Annotated in this window: 9 protein-coding genes; 5 read left to right on the top strand and 4 right to left on the bottom strand. The window is 60.1% G+C overall.

Annotated elements, in window-relative coordinates:
* The first annotated feature begins 362 nt into the window (after positions 1-362).
* The 3 genes from Q5H31_RS05030 to Q5H31_RS05020 all read left to right on the top strand — a co-directional run bounded on the left by Q5H31_RS05030 (position 363) and on the right by Q5H31_RS05020 (position 2,469).
* Positions 363-494, top strand: a complete 132-nt coding sequence (locus Q5H31_RS05030; RefSeq protein WP_015512252.1) for a hypothetical protein — start codon at positions 363-365, stop codon at positions 492-494.
* 115 nt (positions 495-609) lie between these two features.
* Positions 610-738: a hypothetical protein gene (locus Q5H31_RS05025; protein ID WP_007056674.1), complete on the top strand. Its 129-nt coding sequence runs from the start codon at positions 610-612 to the stop codon at positions 736-738.
* Between the two features lie 366 nt (positions 739-1,104).
* The gene (locus Q5H31_RS05020) at positions 1,105-2,469 is read left to right on the top strand and encodes an MATE family efflux transporter (RefSeq protein WP_131221827.1); all 1,365 of its coding nucleotides are present in this window, start codon (positions 1,105-1,107) and stop codon (positions 2,467-2,469) included.
* Positions 2,470-2,844: 375 nt separating this feature from the next.
* On the opposite strand, the gene Q5H31_RS05015 is transcribed toward Q5H31_RS05020, so the two are convergent.
* Positions 2,845-3,975, bottom strand: coding sequence for a glycerate kinase (locus tag Q5H31_RS05015; RefSeq protein WP_081291469.1), 1,131 nt, complete (start codon positions 3,973-3,975; stop codon positions 2,845-2,847).
* Positions 3,976-4,161: 186 nt separating this feature from the next.
* Here Q5H31_RS05015 and Q5H31_RS05010 point away from each other — a divergent pair, with 186 nt between their 5' ends.
* Entirely contained in the window at positions 4,162-5,262 is a 1,101-nt protein-coding gene (locus tag Q5H31_RS05010; protein WP_015713551.1) for a LacI family DNA-binding transcriptional regulator, read from the top strand.
* Between the two features lie 79 nt (positions 5,263-5,341).
* Here Q5H31_RS05010 and hemW read toward each other — a convergent pair whose 3' ends face one another.
* Both hemW and lepA read right to left on the bottom strand, forming a co-directional pair.
* Complete coding sequence (gene hemW, locus Q5H31_RS05005; protein WP_015713550.1) at positions 5,342-6,751, bottom strand: radical SAM family heme chaperone HemW; 1,410 nt, start codon at positions 6,749-6,751, stop codon at positions 5,342-5,344.
* Entirely contained in the window at positions 6,751-8,631 is a 1,881-nt protein-coding gene (gene lepA / locus Q5H31_RS05000; protein WP_007055521.1) for a translation elongation factor 4, read from the bottom strand. Before lepA ends, hemW begins: the two co-directional genes overlap by 1 nt.
* Before the next feature lie 146 nt (positions 8,632-8,777).
* Here lepA and rpsT point away from each other — a divergent pair, with 146 nt between their 5' ends.
* On the top strand, positions 8,778-9,038 hold the full coding sequence (rpsT, locus tag Q5H31_RS04995) for a 30S ribosomal protein S20 (protein WP_007052167.1): 261 nt from the start codon (positions 8,778-8,780) through the stop codon (positions 9,036-9,038).
* 251 nt (positions 9,039-9,289) lie between these two features.
* On the opposite strand, the gene Q5H31_RS04990 is transcribed toward rpsT, so the two are convergent.
* The gene (locus Q5H31_RS04990) at positions 9,290-10,081 is read right to left on the bottom strand and encodes a trimeric intracellular cation channel family protein (RefSeq protein ID WP_302457550.1); all 792 of its coding nucleotides are present in this window, start codon (positions 10,079-10,081) and stop codon (positions 9,290-9,292) included.
* Between the last annotated feature and the right edge of the window lie 112 nt (positions 10,082-10,193).

The following is a 10,193-nucleotide window of genomic DNA, read 5'->3' as shown; positions in this document are numbered from 1 at the left end:
GTGAAGATAGGCCCCATTTCGTGAAAACCGTACGCTTACGACGACTCAGCGTACGTTCTTCACGAGATGAGACCCCATTTCGTGAAAACCGTACGCTTACGACGACTCAGCGTACGATTTCCGCGACATGAGGCCATACCTCGTGAAAACCGTACGCTCAGAACAAGGCCGTCAGAAGGTCGACTAGACAACCTCTTAACTACCGAATGGTATCTAAAGAACGGCGATATTCCGCCAGAAACGCCGAGAGCGGAATAGTCCCCTTGCGTTTGTCATCGGACTGCGTTATTCTGAAACCGGTTTCAGAAAGAAGCCGATAAACAAAACTCAAAGCCCCAAGGTTTTGACCAACGAAAGGAAACATGATGTCTCTCAAGGATTCCATGATTCGCGGTCTGGCTGTGTACGGCCTGAGCTCCATGAGCCAGTGCGGTCGCGCCAACAGCAGCACGCTCGTCGACCTGATCAACGAAGCCAACAAGAACGCTCGCTGAGCCATCGGCTCCGGTCCGGCAATCCAATCAGATTAGCCACGGACCCCATAACAACAAAGCTTAAACAACAATCGCAAAGCCGCTCACGGCGATGCGCAAACGAAAGGTAATGATTATGTCTCTCAAGGATTCCATGATTCGCGGTCTCGCCCTCTCCGGTATGGATGCCATCGCCCGCGCCGGCTACGCCGACTCCAAGATGTTCGCCGACATCATCAACGCCGCCAACAAGGACGCTCGCTGAATCTAGCGAACAATCCCGTTCATGAGATTGCACGACACATACGAAGGCAATCCCCCTCAGGCCGCAATCGGCCGGCACACCACAATAATTGAATAACGCAATAATTCAACACAGTAAAACTGAACAATAACCGGGACAACGGGGTCCATATATTCTTTCTTTTCCCATCGTGCGTACGCCGCGCCAGCACAGGTTCACATACGATGCACACGGCCGCCAATACACGATGCGTCATCATCAACGCCCTCACCGCATCATGAGATACTCCCCCGCCCGTTGTCCACACTGTTGCCTCTACAATGCCTGTGATGCACGCCGAACGGCATCCTGCACAGTGACTGAAGAACGAAACACCAAGGGACGGAAATGGATAACGAACTCTTCGAAAAGGCGCCGATTCCGGAGGCGTATTTCTCGCTGGCGATGCCCGTGGTGCTCAGCATGCTGGTCACCTTGGTGTACAACATGGTCGACACCTATTTCATCGCGCATACGGGAAACACCGATATGGTGGCGGGCGTCTCCCTCACCGCGCCAGTGTTCACCGTGATGATCGCCCTCGGCGACATCTTCGGCCTCGGCGGCAGTTCGGTCATCTCGCGCTTGTTCGGCCAACACCGGTTCGCCGACGGCAAGCGACTCAGCGCGTTCTGCTTCTATGCCGCCATCGCCACCGGCCTGCTGATTCTGGTGCTGGGCCTGGCGTTCCGCGACCCGATGCTCGCGCTGCTCGGCGCCACTGACGACACTTGGCAGTATGCCTCCGACTTCTACACGCTGATCATCGTCGGCTCGCCGTTCATCATCGTGTCGATGACGCCGTCCAACCTGCTGCGCACCGAAGGCCACGCCGTGCAGTCCATGATCGGTTCGGTGGCCGGCACGGCGGTCAACATCGTGCTCAATCCCCTGTTCATCCACGGGTTCGGCTGGGGTGCTGCGGGTTCGGCCGGTGCCACCGTGATCGCCAACATCTGCACCGACGCCTATTTCGTCTGGTTCATGCTGCGTCACAGCAGCAACCTGTCCATCGACCCGCGGACCGTCATCGACCGCGCGCGCCGGCGTCTGGCGGTCACGGCCCGGGAGGTCGGGAGCATCCTCGCCATCGGCATCCCCTCGGCGATCACGAACCTCACGCAGAGCGTCGGCATCGTCATGATCAACCTGTTCCTGCTCCCCTACGGTACCGACGCGGTGGCCGCGATGGGCATCGCGCTGAAAGTCATCATGATCGCGGTGCTGGTTTTCGTGGGATTCGCGTTCGGCGCACAGCCGCTGATCGGCTACAACTACGGCGCCCGCAATATGCCTCGACTGCGCGGCATTCTGCGTTTTTCCTACCTGTTCCTGTCCCTGTTCGCCCTGGTGATGACCGTGGTGCTCAGCCTGTCCGACCGTCTGCTGATGGGATTCTTCATCGAGGACGCCACCATCATCACGCTGGGCGCCGGCATGCTGCGGGTTCAGCTGCTGAGCCTGGTGTGCGTAGCCGTCGTGATGGTCACGACCTGCACCTTCCAGTCCGCGGGCAAGGCGGTCGGCGCCTTTGTGCTGTCGATCAGCAGGCAGGGTGTGATGCTGGCGATTACCCTGTTCGTCGGCTCCCGGCTGGCCGGCTATCAGGGTGTAATCGCCGCGCAGGCCATCGCCGATCTGCTGACCGCGATTGTGGCGGTCATCCTGTTCGTCGTGATGTTGCCTGAGCTGCGCAGTCGGAAAGCTCGCTGATAGAGCAACACGAGGTTTAGCAGACACGCATTCGGAGAGCCAATACGCTGCGTAATATTGCGCGCGATATTGCGCAATGGGAGGCGGTGCCGTTTTGTTGGACTCATCGTTGATTCCATCACCACCAATCATGTCACAAGACCGAGCTCGCGTCGACGATCCATGATACCAGTTCCACGATGCCGGTGTCGCTGTCTTTGCGATACACGGCGGTCAGTTCGCCGCAGCTCACGGTTCCCAGTGTGGCGCGCACGTCTTCCTTTCCGGTACTCGCTCCCGCTGCGGGAGCTGTCTCGCATAGCGAGACTGAGGGTGGTTCTCAGCGCTGCCCCCCAGTCGGGCGAAGCCCGCCAGCCCCCGCCAGCGGGAGCCTGCTCACAGTTGTAGGGTTCGTACGATTTGTTCGGTGGTGCGGGTCACGTTGGCGGCCGCATCGGCCAACAGCTCACTAAGGCTGGCGGCTCCGGGCGCGATGCCGAATACCGCGTCGATGCCGACCTCATGCAGCTCATCGATGCCGGTGCCAATATGCCCGGCTACTGCGATGACCGGCTTGCCGTGGCGCTTGGCGGTTTCGGCCACGCCGGCCGGCGTCTTGCCGAACTTGGTCTGGAAGTCGATGGAGCCTTCGCCGGTGAACACCACGTCAGCCCATTGCGCGGCCGCATCGAGTCCGGATTGTTCGATGACGATGGCGATGCCCGGGCGGAATTCGGCGTTTAGGAAGCCCTTCAGCGCTGCACCGATGCCACCGGCCGCGCCGGCACCCGGCACGTCGTTCACGGCAACGCCGAGCTGGCTGTCGATTACCTGCGCAAAATGCGCGAGGGCGGCGTCCAATGTGGCGACATCATCTTTGGACGCACCTTTCTGCGGGCCGAACACGGCGCTGGCGCCGGTGGGGCCGGTCAGCGGGTTGGTCACGTCGCAGGCGGCGGTGATGGCGACGTTCTTGAGAGCCGGGTCCATCGTGCTGATATCGATGGTGGTCAGATTGGCGAGGGCCGCTCCCCCGTGTGCCAAGTCGTTACCGTTCTTGTCCAGAAGACGAACGCCGAGGGCCTGCAGAAGTCCGGCACCGGCGTCGTTGGTGGCGCTGCCGCCGAGCCCGACGATGATGCGCTTGGCTCCGGAACGGACGGCGGCGAGCATGAGTTCGCCGGTGCCGTAGGAGGAGGCGATCAACGGGTTGCGTTCTTTGGCTTCAAGCAGTGCCAGTCCGCTGGCTTCGGCTGTCTCGACCACGGCGGTCGTGCCGTCGGCGAGCAGACCGAAGTGGCCTTCGACAGGCCGGCCGAGCGGGTCGTGGACCGGCACGGCGCGCATCGATCCGCCGGTGGCGTCGACAAGCGCGCGTGCGGTGCCTTCACCGCCGTCGGCCATGGGAAGGCAACGGACCTCGGCATCGTGGTCGGCATTCTCAATCCCCTGAGCCATCGCCCGGGCCGCCTCCATGGCGGTCAGGCTCTCTTTGAAGGAGTCAGGGGCGCATAAGTATCGCGTCATGCTTCGAGCATACCGCACGACACGACGAAACGGTAAACGTTTTCCGTAATTCGCGTGATTATTTTTTTGTTCAGAATTCAGGCTTTCCAATCCACAATGCTACTATTGCAAGCAAAAATGCGATATCGTTGCGGTAAACGTTTAGACACGTTTTCCGTTTCAGGGAAGAAAAGGATCGATTCGATCGTGGCTGTACAGAACGATAAGGCGCAATCGCCAGCGACATTGATGGATGTCGCCAAAGAAGCCCAAGTCTCCATCGCCACCGCATCCCGCGTGCTCAACGGCAGCACCCGCAAGGTACGCAACCAATCGTATGTCAAGGTGATGGAAGCAGCCACCAAGCTCAACTATCGCCCCAACGCCTATGCTCAGGCAGTGGCCAAAGGCACCGCACCGAACATCGTGCTGCTGGTCTCCGATATCTCCGATCCCTACTTCGCATCCGTATCGCAAGGCGTGGTCAAGGCGGCGGCCGAACGCGGCATTTCCGTGACCATCGGCGTGGCAGCCACCCCGCACGAAGAGTTGGAGGCGGTGCGTAAGTCCGTATCCACCAGGCCGCGCGGCATCATCATCTCCGAAAGTGAATACACCGACGCGCCGGAACGCCAGGCGTTGCAGACGGAACTCACCCAGTACGAAGCATCCGGCGGACGTGCCGTGTTCGTGCTCAACCGCAACCTGCCCTTCCCGGCCGTGGACGTGGCGAACGATGTCGGCGCGCGCGCCATCGCAAAGCTGATCGTCGATTCCGGGTATACGCGCCCTGCGATTCTCAAGGGCGATGACGCACATCGCTCCTCCAAAGAACGACTGGCCGGCGTGATGGAAGTGTTGGACGAGGCAGGCATCACCGTGGATCCGAAAGCCGTGGCGAATGGTAAGTTCAGCCGTACCGACGGCTATGCGGCCGTCATGCAAATGGCCCGATCCGGACTGCTGAAGCCGGGCGAAGGCGCACTGTACGACGGCAAAGGCATCGATTCAATCATCGCGCTCAACGACGTGATGGCCATCGGTGCGATGACCGCGTTGCGCGCCAACGGCATCGAGCCGGGTCGGGAAATCGGCGTCACCGGTTTCGGCGACATCCCCTACTCCGCCGACGTGTTTCCGCCACTGACCACCGTGCATCTGCCGCTGGCCGAAATGGGCCAGGCCGCCGTGGACAGCATCCTGTCCAACCGCGATGACGGGGAGGCCACCGGCGGCACTGCCAACCGCCTGATCTACGTGCAAAGCGCCCCGGACGTAGTCCTACGCGGTTCCCTCCCCCGCCGGTAAAACAAAAATAGCTCCCTCTGACGGTGTAACCACAACTAGCGAACAGGTAATGGCGACTGCCGCGCACCATACCACCGACTCATACACCGACGAAATCGAAGAACTGTTCGATTACCGAGTCATTGAGCAACCGGCCACGACGAGTGGGCACCACTCGATGATTATCGGATACGGTAATCAGGCCTTCGCTGACCATTGGGGCGAGTTGGTCAAGGGAAACATTACGGAGAGTCTGGGGCGTGCTGCTCATACCCGCATCGTTGATGGCGCGGTTGATGCGGTCGAGGTCAAGGCCCTCGTGCAGGCGCAGCCCGAGCATGATGAGCTCTTCGAGGTTTTCCTCGGGAGTGATCGTCTCGCTATCGGCCCACGGCACACGGTTCTCGTTGATGGCCGTGCCCCACAAACGCGGGTGCGCGATGTCCCAGCTGCGCAGACCGTGTGAGACAGAAACCACCCCCAGTCCGGCATCCGCCGGACAACCCCCGCCAGCGGGGGCATGAATTTCTTGGGAGTTGTTCCCATGCGCGTTGATCATACCTAGTTCGGCGTTGGCCTGTCCATCAGCTGAGGCAGAGGCAATGGCTTCGGACTTGCCCCCGCCAGCGGGGGCTGTCAGCGAAGCCGACTGGGGGTGGTCAGCCTCGGTCACCGCGTTGTAGTGGGAGTGGGCACCTGGCCCTAGACCGGCCCAATCAACGTTGCGCCAGTAGCCGAGGTTGTGCTGGCTTTCGTATCCGGGGCGAGCCCAGTTGGAGACCTCATACCATTCGAGGCCGGCGGCGGCGAACAGGTCGTCAGCGATCTCGTATTTAGCGGCCTCGTCATCGTCATTGGGCTTGGGCAGAGTGCCGGCCGCGATTTGACGGCCCATTTTCGTGGTGGGTTCCACGGTCAATGCGTAGGCGGAGATGTGGTTTACGCCAAGATCGATGGCGGTCGTGACCGAGGTGCGCCAATCGTCAAGGCTCTCCCCCGGAGCGCCGTAAATCAGATCCACGCTTGAGCGCAGCCCAGCCTTGTTCGCCGCATTGACGCCTGCGGCCACGTTGGCCGGCGTATGCGTGCGGTCGAGGGTTTTGAGCACATGTGGTACGGCGGACTGCATACCGAAGGAAACACGGGTGAAGCCGCCGGCAGCGAGCTCATTGATGTAATACTCGTTGACCGTGTCCGGATTGGCTTCGGTAGTGATTTCCGCGTCGGGCGCGATGCCCCAGATCTTGCGGACGGCATCGAGCATGGCGACCAGATCGCGGGCGGCGAGAATTGTGGGGGTGCCGCCGCCGAAGAACACGGTGGAGACCGGCGGCTCCGCGATGCCGTGATCGAGCTGCCACTGCTTGGTCAATTTCATTTCCCGAATGACCATATTGGCATAGTTGCCGCGCGAGGCCCCCGCACCAAGATCCGTAGCCGTGTAGGTGTTGAAGTCGCAGTAACCGCAGCGCCGCAAGCAGAACGGGACGTGGATGTAGACCTCGAACACTAGCCCTCGGTCTTCTGAGCGGCACGAATCTTGTCTTTGGTGTCGCGGTCGTTGGAGTCCTCGCCGGTGGACAGGGCTGCGATGAACGCCTCCTGCGGCACCTCCACATGGCCGAGCATCTTCATGCGCTTCTTGCCAGCCTTCTGCTTTTCGAGCAACTTGCGCTTACGGGTGATGTCGCCGCCGTAGCACTTGGCGAGCACGTCCTTGCGTAACGCACGAATGTTCTCACGTGCGATGATGCGCGAACCAATCGCAGCCTGAATCGGAATCTCAAACTGCTGACGCGGAATCAGACTACGCAGTTTCTTGGTCATCATCACACCGTACGAATACGCCTTATCGCGGTGAACGATGGCACTGAACGCATCGACCTTCTCGCCCTGAATAAGGATGTCCACCTTGACCAAATCGGCGGACTGCTCGCCATCCTCATGGTAATCGAGGGAAGCGTAGCCCTTGGTGCGGGACTTGAGCTGGTCGAAGAAGTCGAACACGATTTCCGCCAGCGGAATGCGGTAGTGCATCTCGACACGATCGGTGGAGATGTACTCCATCGTGCCCATAATGCCACGGTGGTCCTGGCACAGATCCATCACCGCACCGATGAATTCCTTGGGCGTGATGATGTCGGCGGCAACCATCGGCTCGACAATCTTCTTGATCTTGCCGTCCGGGAATTCGCTCGGGTTGGTCACATGATGCTGGCTGCCGTCCTCGGCGGTCACGTCGTAGGTGACGTTCGGGGCGGTCTGGATCAGGTCGAGGCCGAACTCGCGGGAGAGTCGCTCGTTGACGATTTCCATGTGCAGCAGACCCAGGAAGCCGCAGCGGAAGCCGAAGCCTAGGGCCACGGAGGTTTCCGGCGTGTAGATCAGGGCGGCGTCGTTGAGCTTGAGCTTGTCGAGTGCATCACGCAGTTCGGGGAACTGGGCGTTGTCGATCGGGAACAAACCGGCGTAGACCATCGGCTTCGGGTCGCGATAGCCAGGCAACGGCTCGGCAGCCGGGCGGACGGCCGAAGTCAGGGTGTCGCCCACCTTGGACTGACTCACATCTTTCGCACCGGTGATGATGTAGCCAACCTCGCCGGCACCGAGTGCCTTGGTGCGGGTCATATCGGGGCTGATCACGCCGATTTCAATGGGATCGTGGGTCATGCCAATGCCCATCATGTGGACCTTTTCGCGGTCATGCAGTTCGCCGTCCTCCATACGGATGTAGGTGACGATGCCGCGGTAGGAGTCGTAGACGGAGTCGAAGATCAGCGCGCGGGCGGGGGCCTCGGGGTCGCCGTGCGGGGCGGGCACGTCCATGACGATCTGGTCGAGCAGGTCGGCCACGCCTTCGCCGGTTTTGCCGGAGACGCGCAGCACGTCGCTCGGCTCGCAGCCGATCAGACCTGCGATCTCCTCGGCATGCTTGTCCGGCTCGGCGGACGGCAGGTCGATTTTGTTGAGCACGGGGATGATGGCCAGATCATGGTCGATGGCCATATACAGATTGGACAGGGTCTGCGCCTCGATGCCCTGGGTGGCGTCGACGAGCAGCACCGCGCCTTCGCAGGCGGCCAGTGCGCGGGACACCTCATAGGTGAAGTCCACGTGGCCGGGGGTGTCGATCATACCGAGCGTGTATTCGGTGCCGTCAAAGGTCCATGGCACGCGCACGGCCTGGGATTTGATGGTGATGCCACGCTCCTGCTCGATATCCATACGGTCGAGGAAGCGATCGCGCATCTCTCGCTCTGGCACAATGCCGCTCAACTGCAGGATGCGGTCGGCCACGGTCGACTTGCCGTGGTCGATGTGTGCGATGATACAGAAGTTGCGAATCACCGACTGATCCGTGGAACCCGGCTGATTGTGTTGGACGACCAACGCATTCCTCCTCTTGGCATATACTCAAACTTCACCTAGTGTAGCCGAGGGACTGTATTCGGCGTGGCATTGCGCGGGTTTTTCCGGGGTTCATGCTATCCTCTAACTTTTGTATGTCCTTATAACACACATCGTTTGGAGTAAACGTGGCAAACATTAAGTCGCAGAAGAAGCGCGTGCTCACCAATGAGAAGGCGCACCTTCGCAACGTGGCTGTGAAGTCCGGCCTGAAGACCGCCATCCGCGCCACCCGCGAAGCCATCGCCGCCGGTGACAAGGCTGCCGCCGAGGCCGCCTACAAGGTTGCCGCCCAGAAGCTCGACAAGGCTGCTGGCGCTGGCGTGATCCACAAGAACCAGGCCGCCAACCGCAAGTCCGGCCTCGCTGTTGCGATCAACGCTCTGTGAGCATAAGCCTCTTAAGGTTTTAGAAAGTCCCGCAAGTCATCTGGCTTGCGGGACTTTTTGTATCTCCGTTCAAAGAGGTACATTGGCGGTCTTGCGAAATGACATCTCCGTTCAGAGAGGTACCGAATACGGGAAAAACCAACTATAAACGCCATCATTGCAACACTTATACTCAGCGTTTCGTGCTTCAGGTACCTCTTTGAAAGCAGTTAGCATTCTGCAGAAGGCCAGATGTACCTCTTTGAAGACAGTTAGCCCTGAGACGGCCTTGAACCATCCTGAGGCTTGTCTTCTTCGTCCTTGGTGGTATCGCCGGGATCGACGGTATCGGCGTGCGGATGGATGACCGGGCGCTTGAGATATCGGCTTTCGCTGGGCAGGTAGACGCGATGACGTTCGACGGCTCCGGGCAGAGTGACGTTGAAGCCTACCGAGAGCAGTCGCAGCGCCACCACGATGATGACGATCAGCACGTCGAGCAGCATTTCCGAGCGCATGTCGAACCAGCCGTAGCCTACGCCGCGCCATACCAGCACGGTCAGGATGCAGCCGATGAACGAAGGCACAGCATAGAGGTGTTTGTCTCGAATAATCATTGGCACGTCGCCAATGAAGATGTCACGAATGAGGCCGCCGGCCAGTGCTGTGAACATGCCAAGGAATACGGCTGTCATGCCTGAGGAACCGTAGGCCAGAGCTTTTGCGGTGCCGCTGACTGCGAATAGTCCGAGGCCCAGAGCATCGATGACAGTCATCGTCCATTTGAGTTTGGTGATCTCCGGATGGGCCACCACCACGATAATGCCGGAAAACAGCGTGGTGAGCACATAGCCTTTGTCGGTGATGCCGACCGGCGGCAGGGCACCGAGCATCACGTCGCGCACAAGACCGCCGCCGAGTGCGGTAAGCCATCCGCACAGCATGATGGTGAAGATGTCGTAGCCCTTGCGAATGGCGGCAAGTCCGCCCGATAATCCCCAACACAGGATTGCTAAATACTCGATGACCACAAAAACGATGTTGTTCTCCAACGCCACCTGCATGAGCCACTCCCCTCTGGTACCGCTTCGGTTCGTCTCAGTCCGTCTTCGTTCTGTTCCCGTTCATCCTTATTCGGCGCTACAGCCCGTCGTACCCGAGCCTACAACAGGCCTT

Source organism: uncultured Bifidobacterium sp. (assembly GCF_959020155.1).
Lineage (GTDB): Bacteria > Actinomycetota > Actinomycetes > Actinomycetales > Bifidobacteriaceae > Bifidobacterium.
Note: the sequence above shows the minus strand (reverse complement) of the source record. Positions and strands in the feature narration are given on the sequence as shown.